The organism is Corynebacterium sp. HMSC056E09, assembly GCF_001813425.1.
Lineage (GTDB): Bacteria > Actinomycetota > Actinomycetes > Mycobacteriales > Mycobacteriaceae > Corynebacterium > Corynebacterium hesseae.
In genome coordinates this window covers 12,869-27,904 of the sequence record NZ_KV812500.1, presented here as the reverse complement: position 1 = coordinate 27,904, position 15,036 = coordinate 12,869, and the positions used below count along the sequence as shown (strand labels likewise).

Annotated in this window: 15 protein-coding genes and 1 tRNA gene; 5 read left to right on the top strand and 11 right to left on the bottom strand. The window is 63.3% G+C overall.

Translation table 11 applies throughout. The features are described 5' to 3' along the window. On the top strand, positions 1 to 610 hold a 610-nt coding region (locus tag HMPREF2912_RS07305; protein WP_070683741.1), incomplete at its 5' end, for an AAA family ATPase. A gap of 305 nt (positions 611 to 915) precedes the next feature. Then, positions 916 to 1,197: an ATP-binding cassette domain-containing protein gene (locus HMPREF2912_RS12685; protein WP_080550367.1), complete on the top strand. Its 282-nt coding sequence runs from the start codon at positions 916 to 918 to the stop codon at positions 1,195 to 1,197. A 33-nt stretch (positions 1,198 to 1,230) separates the two neighbouring features. On the opposite strand, the gene HMPREF2912_RS07300 is transcribed toward HMPREF2912_RS12685, so the two are convergent. The 4 genes from HMPREF2912_RS07300 to HMPREF2912_RS07285 are packed head-to-tail and all read right to left on the bottom strand — an operon-like array spanning position 1,231 to position 4,825. Next, positions 1,231 to 2,070, bottom strand: a complete 840-nt coding sequence (locus tag HMPREF2912_RS07300) for a CE1 family esterase (RefSeq protein ID WP_070522820.1) — start codon at positions 2,068 to 2,070, stop codon at positions 1,231 to 1,233. Between the two features lie 9 nt (positions 2,071 to 2,079). Then, positions 2,080 to 3,042 carry a metal ABC transporter permease gene (locus HMPREF2912_RS07295; RefSeq protein WP_185963225.1) on the bottom strand — a complete coding sequence of 321 codons (963 nt, stop codon included), beginning with the start codon at positions 3,040 to 3,042 and terminating at the stop codon, positions 2,080 to 2,082. After that, positions 3,020 to 3,721, bottom strand: a complete 702-nt coding sequence (locus HMPREF2912_RS07290) for a metal ABC transporter ATP-binding protein (RefSeq protein ID WP_070522825.1) — start codon at positions 3,719 to 3,721, stop codon at positions 3,020 to 3,022. The genes HMPREF2912_RS07295 and HMPREF2912_RS07290 overlap by 23 nt, the downstream gene beginning before the upstream one ends. Beyond that, a complete protein-coding gene (locus HMPREF2912_RS07285; protein WP_070683734.1) occupies positions 3,722 to 4,825 on the bottom strand; it encodes a metal ABC transporter solute-binding protein, Zn/Mn family in 1,104 nt (367 codons plus the stop codon). Positions 4,826 to 4,897: 72 nt separating this feature from the next. Here HMPREF2912_RS07285 and HMPREF2912_RS07280 point away from each other — a divergent pair, with 72 nt between their 5' ends. Then, on the top strand, positions 4,898 to 5,983 hold the full coding sequence (locus HMPREF2912_RS07280; protein ID WP_070683732.1) for a LacI family DNA-binding transcriptional regulator: 1,086 nt from the start codon (positions 4,898 to 4,900) through the stop codon (positions 5,981 to 5,983). Here the strand turns inward: HMPREF2912_RS07280 and otsB are convergent. The 5 genes from otsB to HMPREF2912_RS07255 are packed head-to-tail and all read right to left on the bottom strand — an operon-like array spanning position 5,980 to position 10,786. Then, positions 5,980 to 6,723: a trehalose-phosphatase gene (gene otsB / locus HMPREF2912_RS07275; protein ID WP_070683730.1), complete on the bottom strand. Its 744-nt coding sequence runs from the start codon at positions 6,721 to 6,723 to the stop codon at positions 5,980 to 5,982. The genes HMPREF2912_RS07280 and otsB overlap by 4 nt on opposite strands. 31 nt (positions 6,724 to 6,754) lie before the next feature. Next, positions 6,755 to 7,279: a hypothetical protein gene (locus tag HMPREF2912_RS07270; RefSeq protein ID WP_070683728.1), complete on the bottom strand. Its 525-nt coding sequence runs from the start codon at positions 7,277 to 7,279 to the stop codon at positions 6,755 to 6,757. After that, the gene (locus HMPREF2912_RS07265; RefSeq protein ID WP_070683726.1) at positions 7,276 to 8,697 is read right to left on the bottom strand and encodes an alpha,alpha-trehalose-phosphate synthase (UDP-forming); all 1,422 of its coding nucleotides are present in this window, start codon (positions 8,695 to 8,697) and stop codon (positions 7,276 to 7,278) included. Before HMPREF2912_RS07265 ends, HMPREF2912_RS07270 begins: the two co-directional genes overlap by 4 nt. Positions 8,698 to 8,699: 2 nt before the next feature. Continuing rightward, entirely contained in the window at positions 8,700 to 9,059 is a 360-nt protein-coding gene (locus HMPREF2912_RS07260; RefSeq protein WP_070524555.1) for a hypothetical protein, read from the bottom strand. A gap of 50 nt (positions 9,060 to 9,109) precedes the next feature. Then, positions 9,110 to 10,786, bottom strand: a complete 1,677-nt coding sequence (locus HMPREF2912_RS07255; RefSeq protein WP_070683739.1) for a threonine/serine exporter ThrE — start codon at positions 10,784 to 10,786, stop codon at positions 9,110 to 9,112. Between the two features lie 186 nt (positions 10,787 to 10,972). Between HMPREF2912_RS07255 and HMPREF2912_RS07250 the strand changes: the two genes are divergently transcribed. Further along, positions 10,973 to 11,045 (top strand) — tRNA-Thr (locus HMPREF2912_RS07250). Positions 11,046 to 11,074: 29 nt separating this feature from the next. Here HMPREF2912_RS07250 and HMPREF2912_RS07245 read toward each other — a convergent pair. Then, positions 11,075 to 11,602, bottom strand: a complete 528-nt coding sequence (locus HMPREF2912_RS07245; RefSeq protein WP_070683724.1) for a TetR/AcrR family transcriptional regulator — start codon at positions 11,600 to 11,602, stop codon at positions 11,075 to 11,077. Further along, positions 11,589 to 13,088: an MFS transporter gene (locus tag HMPREF2912_RS07240; protein ID WP_070683722.1), complete on the bottom strand. Its 1,500-nt coding sequence runs from the start codon at positions 13,086 to 13,088 to the stop codon at positions 11,589 to 11,591. Before HMPREF2912_RS07240 ends, HMPREF2912_RS07245 begins: the two co-directional genes overlap by 14 nt. 169 nt (positions 13,089 to 13,257) lie before the next feature. On the opposite strand from HMPREF2912_RS07240, the gene HMPREF2912_RS07235 reads away from it, so the two are divergent. Continuing rightward, entirely contained in the window at positions 13,258 to 15,003 is a 1,746-nt protein-coding gene (locus HMPREF2912_RS07235) for a pyruvate dehydrogenase (RefSeq protein WP_070532332.1), read from the top strand. Positions 15,004 to 15,036 lie beyond the last annotated feature (33 nt).

The following is a 15,036-nucleotide window of genomic DNA, read 5'->3' as shown; positions in this document are numbered from 1 at the left end:
TCACCCCGCTACGCACCCCGAAACCGGAAGAGCCGGTTTCGTGGCGCTGCGACGCCAAGGACTGGACCTGCGTGCGCCGGTGACCGTGCTGACCGGGGACAACGGGGTAGGAAAGTCGACGCTCGCCGAGGGCATTGCCTTCGAGTACGGCTTTCCTGAGCGCGGTGGGATATGGGGTGTGCAGCGCTCCGCCGGTCCCATCAATCCCCTCCGGAGGTGGGCGAGCCTGCGGCTAGGTACCGCGCCCAAGGACGGCTACTTCCTGCGAGCGGAGGCGCACTACAACGTTGGTTCGACCGCGATGTCGCATGGCGAGTCCGTCATGGACGTCGTGCAGCGTTCCTTTGATGGGCGCGGGCTCTACATCCTCGACGAGCCGGAATCTGGGCTTTCGCTCGTGCGGCAGATGACGCTCATGGCGGAAATCCATCGCGCCGCGGAGGCGGGTGCGCAGTTCATCGTGGTGACGCACTCGCCGATTGTGGCAGCCATCCCCGGTGCGCGGATTGTTGAAATTACAGAAGATGGGTTCTTCCTTGAGCTGCGCGACGTGACACAGACGCTGGCGTTTCAGTCGTTGCGTGAGTTTCTCTACGCCTCCGGATGCTAGATTCAGGGCCGAGAAAGCTGGATGGCGATCTTTACTTCTTGGTTGCTGGCCAGTACTTCACATCTTGAACATTCAGATTGCGTGCGTGTGCCGAATACAAGGTTCTGGAGGATTGGGGTTCCACGGCTTAGAGACGAGGACAACTCGGTCCTTTGCCTGCCGTTTTCACCTTGTACAGATTCAGCTGCGGGTAACTTGAAGAATCTTCGCCAGCAAACCGTGACATCGAGAGTGCATACATGCACAGACGTGTGCAACATCACGCTGGGACGTAATAATTCTCTAGATAACAACGGGTCGCAAGTGTGATTAGTCAGTACGCGAGAAAAGAAAACCTACGCGATGGAACGCGACCTCTACGCGATCGTCAACGACATTGCCGACCACTACAACAAGGTTCACTGAATGATGAACTGAAGGATCTTTTATCCCTTGTAGGCCTTTCATTGCACCACAGTGTTTCCTGCGAGCATGCTTCGCTCGGTATGAAACAGCGTCTAGGAATCGCCAAAGCACTGGTCGGTAATCCACAATTATTGCTTCTCGACGCTCACCTACGAACGGCCTCGACCCGAGGTTGGGGCTGAGTGGAGTGAGACACGATGGGGCGCACGTGCAGTCTAGAGCCCGAAGAATTCCTCCACGAGCTCGGCAGCGATGAAGGAATCCGTGTTTTTACCCAGGCGTGGGTCCAGCTCGTTGCCCGACGGGATGACGTGGCCCATGCCCTCGACGCTCACGAGCTCGACCGGCGCGCCGGTGGCGTCTGCCGGCTCCCAGCGGTCGACAACGGTGTCGGGGAAAAGGTGGGTGCGCTCTGGGCCGGCGGCATGGTTGAGCTCCGCGAAGCGTGCGGCGTTCTCCTGCGCGCCGGTGACGGCACCGCGGGTGCGCTTCGGGTCAATGCCCGCCGTTCCGCCCGTATAGGGCGCGAGCCGGTCGCCCGTGCCGTGGACGAACATGACCGGGGTGGGTTGGTACGCCGAGTCCGGATTGGTGGGCGCATGGTTGGCGCCGGCGCCGAGAGTGGAGGCGAAGATGCAGGCGGCATCGGCAAGCCCGGGGGCGTCGAAAAGCAAGCGGATAACCATCTGCCCGCCGTTGGAGAAGCCGCAGAGGAACACGCGGCTAATCTCCTGCTCCGCGCGCAGCTCGTCGAGGATGGCGCGCGTGAAGGCGACGTCATCGATGCCCAGCTCGCGCGCGGCGACGGGCAGGGTGGCGCGGGCATCGTTAAAGTGCTGTTCCACGCCGGTGGGGTAGACCGCAAGCATGCCGTGGCGGGTGGCGAGGTCATCGAACGTGCCGTTAGTGAAGCGGCGGATGACGTTCGCGGATTGCAGGGAGCCGTGGAAGAACAGGAGGAGGTCTCTCTGGCGCTCGACGTCATCATTCGGGCGGTACACGAGGTACGTGCGGGTGCGGTCTTGTAATTCGAGGCTACGGCGTTCCAAAGTCACGCATCTAGCCTAATCCTGATGCGCGCAGTGCTCATCGTGCGTCGAGGTGTGGTGTGTCTCGGCGTCGGCGCGATCGGTGGCGGCGCGGAAGTGTTCCTGGGAGGCGCGGCGGGCGGCGACGTCGTCGCGGACGGCCTTGCGGCTGCGAGCCCAGCCGATGCCGCGGCAGACCAGGTAAATAACAAAAGAGATGCTCGTGACGAAGACCGAGACGGGCAGGCCCGGCGCCAGGGAGAGGACCAGGCCGCCCACGGCGGAGACCTCCGCGAAGATGGTGGACCACACCACCGCGCGCAGCGGGGAGGAGGTAATCTGTACCGCCGCTGCGCCCGGGGTGATGAGCAGCGCCATGACGAGTAGGGAACCGACGATCTGTACGGACTGCGCGGCCGTCAGACCAACGAGGATGGCGAAGCAGACCGCTAGGGACTTCACCGGCACGCCGGCGGCTTGGGCCATGACGGGATCCGCAGAGGCGAAGAGCAGCGGGCGCCAGAACAGCGCCACTACGGCGACGATGATGGCGGTCGTGGCGGCGAGTAACCACACCGAAGCGGAGGAGACGCCGACGATTTGTCCCGTCAGGAGCGTCATCGCGGTCTTGGCGTTGCCGGGGTAGAGGTGCAAAAAGAGCACCGAGAGGCCCAGGCCGAAGCTCATGACCACGCCGATGGCGCTGTCTTGTTGGCCTTTCAAGCCCAGCACCGCCAGGATGATGGCGGCGACGATGGCGCCGGCAATCGCGCCGAAGCCGATGTTCAGTCCGAACAACAGCGCTGCGGCCGCACCCATGAGCGCGAGCTCCGAGGTGGCATGCACGGAAAAAGACATCTGGCGCAGCACGATGAGCGAGGTCATCACTCCGGACAGGATGCCCAGCAGCGCACAAGCAACCAGTGCATCCTGTACGAAATCGACGCCCAGCAGGTACTGGGTGTCCTCGAGGAACTTAGACAACGATGAGCCTCCCATCGACGTTGAGGACCTTCACGGACGAGCCGTACAGCTCCGAGAGCACCTCCGAGCGCATGACCTCATCCACCGTGCCGAACATGTGCCCGTTGGGCGCGAGGTAGAGCACCTTGTCCACCACACCCAGCACGGGATTGATGCCGTGGGTGACGAAGAGGATGGAGGTGCCGCGTTCGTGACGCCACGCATTGAGCTTCTCGACGGTCGCCTGCTGCCTTCCCGGGTCCAGCGACAGCAGCGGCTCATCGGCAAGGATGAGTTCTGGGTCGTTGGCGAGGGCTTGCGCCTGGCGGATGAGCTGCTGCTGGCCGCCGGAGAGCTGGCCCACGCGGCGGTTGGCAATTCCGGTGGCGCCGACCTCGGCGAGGAGCTCGTCGACGCGGCCCCGAGCAGGCCGTCGGTTGCGCAGGGTGCCGTGGGCGAGGGACAGTGACACCAGATCCCGGGCGCGCAGGGGCAGGTCCTGGGGGAACATTCTTTGCTGTGGGATAAAGCCCACGCGGCACGCGACGTCCACGCTGCCCGCGGTGAGCTGGCGGGTACCCAGGATAGTTCCCAGCAGCGTGGACTTGCCCACGCCATTGGGGCCTAAAACGGCGATGAACTCGCCGCGGTCTACGGCGAGGTTCATGTCAGACCACAGTGGTTCTACTGCGGCATTCTTAAAGGAAATGAGCACTTATGCGGCCTCGAGTGCGCTGACGACTTCTTCGTAGTAGTCGAGGAAGTTGGTCTTCTCCGGCGGGGTTTCACCGATTTCGACGACCGGGATGTTCTTGTCCTCGGCGGCGGTGCGAATGCGCTTGGTCATGTCGGTTTCGGTCTGCGGGTTGAAGATGAGCAGGTCGATCTTGTCCTGCTTGATGTCCTCGAGGAAGTGCGCCAGGTCGGCGGCGGTGGGCTCGCCTTCAGCAACGGTGGCCTTGCGGAAGCCCTCCGGGGTGGCGTCGGTGCTCTCGGTGTATTTGAAGATGTAGTCCGCGATGGGCTCGGTCTGCGCGTAGTTGTGCTGCGGGAGCTTCTCGATGCGTGCCTTCAGGCCCTCCACGCGCTCGACCAGAGGATCGGCGGTGGCCTTGGCCTCCGGGTTGGCCTCGTTGACGAGATTGGCTACGTCGGTCGCCACCTTCTCGATGGCCGCGGCGTCGTACCACACGTGCTCGTTGCCATCGATGTTGGTGATCTGCTCGGGGTGCTCGGCGGCGATCTTCTTGGCCTCGTCCATGGTCACGGTTTCGCCTTCGTGAGCGTGGTCATGATCATGACCTTCTCCATGGTCATGCTCGTCATGACCATGTTCGTCGTGGTCATGCGCGTGTTCCTCGTGCGCATGGTCGTGTTCTTCTCCATGATCATGATCGCCATGGTCATGCGCGGTCAGCGGCAGGGCGTGGATGATCTCGTCCTGGTTCTTGACTGCCTGGTAGAGCCATGCGTCGTAGCCGCCGCCACCGGCGATGATGACGTCGGCGTCGTTAGCGCGCGCGATGTCGGCCGCGGTGGGTTCGAAGTGATGGGGGTCCACGCCATTGCCACTCACGATGGGGCGGACGTCGATGTTGACGTCGGTCTGTGCGGTATCGACGACGGCCTGGGCAACGTCGGCCCAGATGGAGGTCGAGGCCACGACGTGGATGGTCTCCTTGTCGGAGCCGGCATCCGAGCCGCCGGCGGCGCTGTCATCACCGGAGGAGCAGGCACTCAGCGCTGCGGCACCCAGGGTGGCGGCGAAGAGGAGAGCGGTGGGACGTCGGAAAGCACGGCGTGAGTGGGAAGTGGTCATGTCCCTATTTCTACGCTTTAGTGAAAATTGTTGTCAAATGATAATAAGTTGAAAACGGGTAGTCTTACCGTCATGTCCAAACGCAGTACGACGCTGGCCTCCCTGGCCGCCGAACTCGGGGTTTCGCCCACCACGGTGTCCAACGCGTATAACCGCCCGGACCAGCTGGCGCCTGCCACCCGCGAGCGCATCCTCGCTGCCGCGGCTGAGCGCGGCTACACCGGCCCGGATCCCACCGCGCGCAGCCTGCGCACGCGCCGCCAGGGGTCGCTGGGGGTCCTGCTCACCGAGCACCTGTCCTATGCCTTCGAGGACATGGCTTCTGTGGACTTCCTCGCCGGAATGGCGGAGGCTTCAGCGGGGGCGAGCACGACCCTTACCTTGATCCCCGCCGGCCCGGATACCGTGGGCGCCCCCAACGATGCCCAGGCGGCGCAACTCGTAGGGTCGGCGGCGGTTGACGGCTTCGTGGTCTATTCCGTGGCGGCGGGCGATGCTTATCTGGAGGCCGTGCGCCGCCGCGGCCTGCCGGTGGTGGTCTGTGACCAGCCCACGGATTCGGGCCTGCCCTTCGTGGGCATCGACGACCGCGCCGCGATCGCCCCGGCGGCGCAGGCGCTTGTCGACGCCTCCCATACCCGCATCGGCATCCTCACCATCCGCTTGCACCGTGAGCGCCTTGATGGCGAAGTGACGGCCGAACAGCTCGCCGCGGCGGACATGCACGTCCAGCGCTCGCGCGTGCTGGGGGCGCTGGACGTCTTCGCGCAGGCGGGCCTCGATCCTTCAGATATCCCCGTGGTGACGCGCCACATCAACGACCCGCGCACCGCCTATGCGGCAGCCGAAGAGTTGCTGAGCGCCCACCCCGAACTCACCGCGGTGCTGTGCACGACGGACTCGATGGCGCTCGGGGTGATAGCTTATGCCCGCGATCATGGAATCGCTGTTCCAGAGCAGCTTTCCGTCACTGGATTCGACGGCATCGCGCCGGCCCTAGCGCTGGGACTGAGCACCGTCGTGCAGCCGAATAAGGAGAAGGGGGCGGCGGCCGGGCGCATGTTGGCGGGCCTCATTGAGGGCGACGGTGGTGCGCCGCGCACGTTGCTTTCGACGTCTTTCCACCCCGGGCGCACAGTGGCCCCGGCTGGGGCTTAAGAGCTGTGCTGCGCGCGGGCGGACGCGAGTTCTTCGAGGAACTCTGTCACCGCCGCGATATCTGGTAGGCGCAGCGCCGCTTGCGTATCACCCTCGCCGACCTTGACGCCGAGGTCCGGCGGCTGGTTGAGCACGGCGAAGCCGTCTTCGTCGGTGGTGTCATCGCCTAAAAAGACCACCGCTGTGGCGCCGACGCGCTGGCGAAGCTTTTCAATCCACGTGCCTTTCGTGGCCTGCGTTGCGGAGAACTCGACGACGCATTTGCCTTCTGTCTTGGGGAAGCCATCGGCGCTTAACGCTGCCCCTTCCGCATAGGCGGCGGCCGCGGCGTCCGGGTCTTGCAGCTCTAGTGCGCGCAGGTGCAGCACGCGCTGGAAGGGTTTAACCTCCAGCTTCGCGCCGGGGTGGCGGGCGATGATCTCCTTCAGCTCTTCTTCCTTCTTGGCCAGATGGGCTTTCATCTCTGGGCTTAAGGAGGATTCCTCCCACGAGGATTCGGCTCCATGGGAACCGCCAAAGAGCACCGGTTCGCGCAATGGGCACACCCGCTTCAGGCCGTCGAGGTGCCGGCCAGAGAGTACTGCGGCGGTGGTGTGCGGGAGCGCCGCAAGGCAGGCCAAGGCATCGAGTGAGCGCTGCTCTGGGCGCACGTCATAAGCGTTTCGGGCGAAGCCAGCTAGGGTTCCATCAAAGTCGGACACAACCGCGAGGTGTTCGGCGGAGGCGAGAGCATCAATCATGTTTCCCACCCTAGCGCTGAAAATTTCGGCGCTAGAGCGAGGACATGCGGATGATCGGTGAATCCACCTTATCGGTGCGCAGTGTCAACACCAGCTGGTTGTTGGGGTTGAGCGCAAAGTCGAATTCATGGCCTTCGGCGATGAGGTTGCGCATCAGCGAATCGGCCCACCTGACCGAGCCCTCGCAGTCTTCACCGTTCGGTGGGCTCTCGTAGGTGGCTTTTTCTACCCTCATCACGTCACCCTCCCAGATCGTGGAGGCCTTGTCCCCTTTGTGGAAGGAGACTTCGGCGGTGAAGGGGACGCAGCCGGTCGAGCCCACGGCAGTGTGCTCACCGAAGCTCATGTGCGGCACCTGCGCGGTATCGGCTGGGAGGGAGGATGGCGCGTCCGGGGAGGTATAAAGGTTGATGACCTGCCAATCCTTGCCCACGATGCGATCATCGCCGCGCGGCGTGGGCTCCTCGTCCGCGGAGCCGCACCCGGTGAGGCCACTTGCGAGCAGCGCCGAGGCGAGCACAGCAGTGAGCGCTGCGGCGGGGCGGCGTCGCATCATGCTTCCTCCTGATCCAACGCGCCGAGGAAGGACTGCGACCACAAAGCAATATCATGTTGGCGCACCTGCTCGTTCATGGCAGTCATGCGCTCGCGCATGGTCTCAGGCGATTCCTCCAGCGCCTTGACCGCGGAGAGCAGGGCGCGCTTGATGGATTCGATGTCGAAGGGGTTGCACAGGTTAGCTTGAGTAAGCTCTGCCGCCGCACCTGCGAACTCGGAGAGTACGAGCGCGCCGGAGCCATCGCCGTGGGAGGCCACGTATTCCTTGGCTACGAGGTTCATTCCATCCTTGAAGGGCGTGACCAGCATGATGTCCGCGAGCCTGTAGTAGCGGCGCAGGACCTCCTTCGGAACGGAGCTGTGCTGGTAGTGCACCACCGGCGCACCGAGGCGCCCGAAGCGCCCATTGATGCGGCCTACGGCTTCCTCCACCTTCGAGCGCGTGGCGCGGTAGTGGTCGATGCGCTCGCGCGAGGGCGTGGCCAGTTGCACGAAGGTTACCTCGTCTGGGTCCAGTGCCCCGGTTTCGAGGAGCTCCTCGAAGGCGGTAAGCCGCTGCAGGATGCCCTTTGTGTAGTCGAGGCGGTCGACTCCCAAAATGACGTGCGTGGGGTTACCCAACTCAGCGCGCAGCTTGGCGATGTCCCCCGCATCACCGCCTTCAGCGAACTCACCCGCCGCAATGGAGATGGGGAAGGCGCCGATTCCGACGGAATGCCCACTACTGGTCACGATGCGCGCGGTGACCGCGCGGGTGCTCACTTCACCTTCGACCTTCAGGCCCTGGGCGCGGGCGAGCTCTAGGAAATTGCGGGCGTTGGATTCGAGGTGGAAGCCGATCAGGTTGGCGTCGAGAAGCCCCCGCACCAACTCCTCACGCCACGGCAGCTGGCGGAAGAGATCCGGGGAGGGGAAGGGGATGTGGAGGAAGAAGCCGATGGTGAGATCGGGGCGCAGCTGGCGCAGGATGCCGGGCACGAGCTGCAGCTGATAGTCCTGAACCCACACCGTGGCATTCTCCGCGGCGACAGCCGCTACCTCGTTGGCAAAACGCAGGTTGACCTCGCGGTAAGCGTCCCACCAATCGCGGTTGTAGACGGGGGTGACGATGAGGTCGTGGTAGAGCGGCCACAGGGTGGCATTGGAAAAGCCCTCGTAGAAGGCTTCATAATCCTCTTGAGTGAGGCGCACCGGGTGAAGCAGGACGCCGTTGTCGGTGGTGAAAGGCTCGGGCGCCTCGTCGGCCACGCCGGGCCAGCCTACCCAGCAGCCCTGGTGTTCCTCTAGGACAGGGGAAAGTGCGGAGACGAGGCCACCGGGGGAGGCCTTCCACTCGCGGGTGCCGTCGGCGGCGGTTTCGAGGTCCACCGGCAGCCGGTTGGCCACGACTACGAAGCTATTGCTGCGCCCAGACATAACTAGGCCTTCTTCGCGGCCTTTTTAGTTGCCTTCTTTGTAGCCTTTTTGGTCGACTTCTTCGTGGCCTTCTTGGTGGCTTTCTTCGTAGCCTTCTTGGTTGTCTTCTTTGTGGACTTCTTGGAGGCCTTCTTCGTGGCCTTCTTGCTGCTCTTCTTCGGAGCAGCATCGGCCTGCTCGGCCAAAACCTTGCGGTGGACCAAGCCTTCTGGTTCGACGCCCAGCATCGACATGAGGGTCACGCCGTCGAGGAAATCCTCCGCATAGGTGGCGACGACGCGGCGCGCGGCGCGGGCGGTCTCTTCCTCTACTGCATGAGTCTGGTCAGCCGCTGGCTGAGTATCTGTGACCTTTGGTGGCACGGAGTCCTCCTGGGATGAAGTGTGAAAGCTTTCAGACCGGCTATTCTACGCTATTGCGACGCCGATGGGGCGCTCGGGTCATCTTTGCCGGGCACCGTGTAGGTGGGGCGCTGCGCTGGAAACTCCGTGGTGACGGGCCACATGTCCGTGACGGCATCACCCTGCTGGAAGCGCGCCTGCTGCGCGGGCGTCGGTGGCTTGGGGCCATACTGCGGCGGCGGGGCCGGCAGGTTGTGGCGCGGTGCGAAGGGGGACATGGGGACGCGGGGGATGCGTGCTCGCTGTGCCAAGCGGGTGGCCCGCGAAAAGGAAAAGGTTCCCAGGCGCTTGAAGGCGGTATAAGGCCGGAAGTACTGCGGGCGGCGCAGGCGGCGGGCGACGCGCTCACCAAAGACCACGCCGGCGGCGAGCGCGCCGGAAATGGCAAGCGCACTGGCCAGGTTGGTCAGGCCGGTGATGAGCTGTTCGTTGAGCATGGCGTACATGCCGCGGTACAAGGTCAGGCCCGGAAGCATAGGGGTATAGCCCACGATCATGGTGATGAGCGGTGGCATCATGTAGCGGCGGGAAAGGAGACCACCCGCGAGGCCTACCGCCACGGCCGAGAATCCGGAGGCGACGACAGCGCCAACGCCGAAAAAGACGACGAGGAAGTAGTAGAAAACCATACCGGCGGCCGCCGTGAGCCCGGAGATGGTGACCTCCGACCACGAAGCCCCCAAGGCCAACGCGAAGGCGGCGGAGCCGATTCCGCCGCACAGCACCAGAAGCGGGATCTGGTGATAGACGGGTGGCGCGAGCGTCGCCAGCGGCGGCAGGCTAAAGCCCACCCATGAGGCAACCTGGATACCCAGGCCCACGCCGGCGATGATGGCGCCGGTGGACATGAGGGCCTCGAAGAACTTGGCGGAGGAGGTCACGGGCGCGCGCGTGATGCCGTCCACCAGGCACTGCACCAAGGTCAGTCCCGCCACCAGCACGATGATGCCCGAACCGATGATCTGGGAGGGCAGAATGTGGATACCAAAACCCGCGAAGACGTTGTAGAGAATGGCCGCGGGGACAACGGCAAGCAGGCCACCGACGAGGTTCTGATAGAAGGGCGGCAAGCGGTAGCCGGCCAGGAACATGTTCGTACCCATGATGAGCGCCGAAATGAGGAACGTGATGACGCCGACGAGGAGATCACCACCGAGCATGACGGCGATAAACCCACCCATGGCGCCCCAGGCGCTGACGATGGTGGTCGTGGAATAAGGGTTCTTCATCGCGTCGATATCATCCAGGACCTTCTCCGCTATGGCCGGCGGCGTGGCACCGGAGTGGATGGAGCGGATGAGGCGGTCGACGGCGGAGAGCTTGGTGAAGTCCACGGCGATGCTCGGCGCCACGCGGAAGACGTGGAGGTTTCGCCGGTCCGGGCCCGTGCCGATAGCCGTGTGGATAGTGATCGTGTTCATCAGGATGGACACGTGACAGTAGTGCAGACCATAAGAGGATGCGACGAGGTGAATCTGCGCCTGGACGTCCGTATTGGCGGAGCCAGCCGCAATCAGGATTTCGCCGACGCGCGCGGCGATCTCCATGACGCCCGTGACTTGGGCCGGGTCGGTGAGATCGACCGGGGCAAGAGGGGAGGGCGGTGGTGCGGCCTTCGCGGCGTCAATGGTGGCGACGGGGGCCGAACGGTACAGCAGGCGCTGGCGCAAGGAAGAAAGAACAGACACGGAAAAGAAAGACCTCATCAACACTTCTGGGTTCGGTAAGTCAGCACTTTAGTAACTGCCGCCGATTTATGCACCTGCCAGTGCTTTTCGGGGTCCTCACACTCGCTTTTTCGCAGCACAAGCACCCTGGCTTTCCTTCCACGGGGTGGTCTCAGGTACGATTCCCTCTAGCGGATTAGCCGCGGTGCTGGAGTGGCGCAATTGGTAGCGCAACGCACTTGTAATGCGTAGGTTGCGAGTTCAAGTCTCGTCTCCAGCTCAAAAGGGCCTTTTTATGGCCCATTTTTCTTAGTCGGCGAGGCGGCCAAGGGCGACGTCGATAAGCGCCCGGCGTCGCTGCGGCGGCAGGGGGCGCTCGGTGAGGTGATCGTGGACCCACAGGCCGTTTGCTATCACCATTGCGAGTACCACGGATTCATCCTCCGTGGCGGGATCGGGGATCCAGCGCTGGTCGACATCCCTCCACACCTTCTGAAAATCCGGATGTGACTGCGCGTGGATGGACATCAGCAGCTCAATGAGCGGATCATTTTTGCCCATTGATTCCAACGCGGCACGGTAGCGCTGGCGCGGGCTTAATTCCTCGGCCGTCTTGCCGTCTGAGAGTGCGATAAGCTCCTCCTCCCAGCGCTCCGCGCACAACGAATGGCAGTCTATGAGCAGCTGGTGCCGGGAGGGGAAGTGGTAGATGAGCCCAGACTTGCTCATGCCCGTGGCCGTGGCCAAGGAATCATAAGTGAGCGCGTGGACGCCGTCCTTCTCGATGATGGTGAGCGCCATGTCGAGCGCTTCGACCTTTTTACTAGTGCGAGGCATCGGCACCTCCTGACGTGGGGTTGGTGCGGAAGCACCAGCCGGTGACCGCGGCGAAGACGAGCATGACTACGCCGAGTCCTGCGGCGGTGGCCAGGTAAGCGTCGGTATAGGCGGGGCCGGCAACCTCCGCGAGCGCCGGGTTGTGGAGCGCTTCCATGCCTAGGTCTTGGACGTCCTCGGGCAGACCGATCTTGTACACCATGGGGAGTACGGAACCGGTGATCGCAATAGAGAGCAGCGTGCCGAATTCATAGGAGACCTCCTCCACACCGGCGGCCATGCCGGAGCGCGAGGCGGGGGCGGCGCCGATGATGGCGGTGGAGGAGACGGACATGACAAGCCCCGCGCCGATACCGGTGATGAATAGGCCCGCCAGGTATGCGGGGAAGATGTCGTGCGTGCCGCCCCACACCACGCAGCCGATGCCCGCCGCCATGAAGAGGAAGCCACCGGCGATGATCGGCAAGAAACCCCAACGGTGGAGGTTGGCACCACCCAACGCGGACATTGGGAGTGCGGCCAGCGCGATGAGGGAAATGATGAGCCCGGCATGAAGCGGGGAATACAGGTCCACCAGCTGGAGCTTCTGCGTTGTGGTCATCTCTAGTCCGGCCATGCCAAACATGGCGCCCGCCGCAGCCAAGACGCCGCCGCTGAAGATGGGGGAGCGGAAAATATCGAAGGTGAGGAGTGGTTCCTCCAGCTTGTGCTGGCGGCGGGTGAAGAGGATGGCGCCGATGAGGCAGGCGGCTAGCGCGCCGCCGATGAGCATGGCGTTGAGGTGGGCGCTGGCCACCGACTTGATGACGAGTATCAGCGAGGCCAGCGTGATGAGCGCATACAGCGAGGAGAGGAAATCCCAGTGCTTCGCCGGGTTCGCCATATTCGGCGGGGCGAGGAAGGCCGTGAGGATGAGCGCGATGATGACGATGGGCACGTTGACCAAGAAGACTGAGCCCCACCAAAAATGCTCCAGCAAGAAGCCACCCAGCGTCGGGCCGGCCGCCGCACCCACGACGGCGATGGAGCCCCAAATGCCGATGGCTGTATTGCGCTCAATCTCATCCTCAAAGGTCAACCGGATGAGAGCGAGGGTCGCGGGCATCATGATGGAGGCCCCGAGGCCCAAAAAGGCGCGAGCAGCGGCTAATTCCCACGCGCCGGGCGCTAGCGCTGCGGCCAGTGATGCGATGCCGAAGATCCACAGGCCGATGACGAACATGCGGCGGTGCCCGATTTTATCGCCCAACGTGCCGGTTCCCAGCAGGAGGCCGGCCAGCATGAGCGCGTAGGCGTTGATGATCCACAGCTGCTGCAGCGAGGTGGCGTGGAGCTGATCGGAGAGCACCGGTAGCGCGGTGTAGAGGATTGAGTTGTCCAAGCCGATCATGAGCAGGCCCAGGGAAATGACGCCAAAAAAGGTCCACCGGCGCGTAGCGGAGGCGCGGAGGGATTCGGCGGAGGCTTTCACGTGGAGGTCTGACATGGTTCGAAACTATAGCGAACGGTCGTTACAGTTTCAAAGCTTAGAAGGTCGAGTTGTTGTCGCAGTCACAAAGTTTCTAGGACGTGAGAAGTCAGCTTTATGGTGGCGAAACGCGCCTTAAAGGGGGAACACTGGGGGCCGTTAACGGCAAAAGTTAGAGAGGTAAATCATGGCACGCAATTACGCCACACAATTAGTAGAAACCTTGGAAGCCCAGGGTGTGAAACGCATCTACGGCCTCGTCGGCGATTCCCTCAACCCCATCGTGGACGCAGTGCGGAAGTCCTCTATCGAGTGGGTTCACGTTCGCAACGAGGAGGCCGCAGCGTTTGCTGCGGAGGCCGATTCCCTCACCACCGGCAACCTTGCCGTGTGCGCCGCTTCCTGCGGCCCGGGAAATACGCACCTTATTCAGGGGCTTTACGACGCCCACCGCAACGGCGCCAAGGTTCTCGCCCTGGCCAGCCACATTCCTTCCCGCCAGATCGGCTCGAAGTTCTTCCAGGAGACCCACCCGGAGGCCATCTTCCAAGAGTGCTCGAGCTACTGCGAGATGGTGAACTCCGCTGACCAAGGTGCCGTGGTCTTGCACCATGCCATCCAGAGCACCATGGCGGGCAAGGGAGTGTCCGTCCTCGTTATCCCGGGCGATGTCTCCACGCAGGAGGCCGAGGATGATACCTTCACCTCCTCTGTTATTTCCGCCGGCAGCCCGGTGGTCTTCCCGGATCCTGCCGAGGCCGCCGCGTTGACCCAGGCCATCAACGAGGCCAAGACCGTTGCGCTCTTCGTGGGCGCCGGCGTGAAGAATGCCCGCGAGCAGGTCCTCGCGCTCGCCGAAAAGATCAAGGCCCCCATCGGCCACGCCCTGGGTGGCAAGATGTACATCCAGTACGACAACCCCTTCGACGTCGGCATGTCCGGCCTGCTCGGCTATGGTGCAGCCCACGAGGCCACCCACGAAGCAGACCTGCTCATCCTGCTGGGCACGGATTTCCCCTACAACGACTTCCTGCCGGATGCCAACGTGGCGCAGGTTGACATCGACGGCTCCCACATCGGCCGCCGCACCCGCATCAAGTACCCGGTGACCGGTGATGTCGCCGCCACCATTGAGAACATCCTGCCGCACGTGGAGGAGAAGAAGGACCGCTCCTTCCTTGACAAGATGCTCAAGAAGCACTACGACAAGCTGAATCACGTTGTCGAGGCCTATACCTCCGGCGTGGAGAAGCACACCCCGATCCACCCGGAGTACATTGCCGATCTCATCGATCAGCAGGCCGATGAGGACGCCATCTTCACCGTCGATACCGGCATGTGCAATGTCTGGGGCGCGCGCTACATCACCCCGAATGGTAAGCGCGAGCAGATTGGTTCCTTCCGCCACGGCACCATGGCCAATGCTCTGCCGATGGCCCTCGGCGCGCAGGCGGCGAACCCGGGCCGCCAGGTCATTACGTTCTCCGGCGACGGCGGACTGTCCATGCTCATGGGCGAGCTGCTTACAGTGAAGCTGCACAACCTGCCGGTGAAGATGTTCGTGTTCAATAACTCTTCCCTCGGCATGGTCAAGCTGGAGATGCTGGTCCAGGGCCTCCCGGAGCACGAGACCGACCACGAGCACGTGAACTACGCCAAAATTGCGGAGGGCGCGGGCATCAAGCACTTCCGCATCGAGGACCCGAAGGAAGCGCCGCGCCTCATCAAGGAGGCCTTGGCCTACGACGGGCCTGCGCTTATCGACGTCGTCACCGACCCCAACGCCCTTTCCCTGCCACCCACACTGACCTTTGAGCAGCTGCTCGGCTTCTCGAAGGCGGCAACCCGCACCGTCTTCGGCGGCGGCGTGGGCCAGATGCTCACCATGGCGAAGTCCAACCTGCGCAACATCCCGCGCCCGCAGGACTTTTAATGTGCCGGCGTTAAGCGCCACACATTAAAAGGG